This is a genomic window from Lacihabitans sp. LS3-19 (assembly GCF_024343575.1).
Taxonomy (GTDB): Bacteria; Bacteroidota; Bacteroidia; order Cytophagales; family Spirosomataceae; genus Leadbetterella.
This window is the reverse complement of record NZ_RJUA01000096.1, coordinates 1-854: the sequence shown is the minus strand read 5'-3', so window position 1 is coordinate 854 and position 854 is coordinate 1. Positions and strand designations below refer to the sequence as shown.

1 pseudogene is annotated in these 854 nt (G+C 34.8%); it reads right to left on the bottom strand.

What is annotated here, in order from left to right:
* Positions 1–187: 187 nt before the first annotated feature.
* Positions 188–854: pseudogene (locus EGI22_RS15570) on the bottom strand (DDE transposase); the annotation flags it as partial.

Genomic DNA, 854 nt, shown 5'->3' with positions numbered 1-854 from the left:
GGGCGTCCTTGATAATTGCTAAAAAAATTCTGTTTTTCAAGAATCCAGTCTTTCACGAGTCTGGATTTTTTGATTTTTGGCTATGAGAATTCTTGAAAAATTTACATTTTCATTTTTTTGTTAGCAATTCTTGTTTTTTAGATGAGTTTGGGCAGTCTTATCCCGTGATATTTCTCTTAAAAGTTTTTCAAGCTACTTTTTTGACTTGTTTTTGTTGCCGTTTTGATAGTCGGACGACATTTGCAGTAAAGATTCCGAAGAACATCCACACGATTTGTGTTTCTGGTGTTTTTGCTTTGATTTTCCTTAGGCCATAGTTTTCTTTTTCCGTGCCAAATGAGCCTTCTAGGCGTGTTCCTCTTTCTATAGAAAGGATGGTTTTAACTTTTTTGATATTTTTATCTGTTACTTTTTTACCCTTTGCAACAAAATTGGTTTGCAGTTTTTTAGTGGTACAAAACCGCCTATTGCTATTTGTTGGATAAATCCCATCTGCTGCTAAATGTGTACAAGTTCCAATCATCAATCGATGTTTATAGTAAGCATGCTTTAGTCTGGTAGTCTCGTTGAAGGCATTGAAACTGTGGTGTTCAATGATGTTTAGCCCTCCAACTTGCATTATGTGAGCTTTTATACCGAACTCAACGGGTTTGTTTTCTTTTCCTCTTACGATCGGCCTTATGTGTGGTTGTGAAAGACTCACTATTCTATCTTTCACGCTAGTAGTTTTATTTTCAACAAGATAGCTTTGTTGTAGATATACTTTTCGGATGGTTTTAAATTTAGCTGCAACTTTTTCTGAAAGATGTAAACCTTTGGTTTGATCTAAAAGATTCTGATATGCATCAATTCCT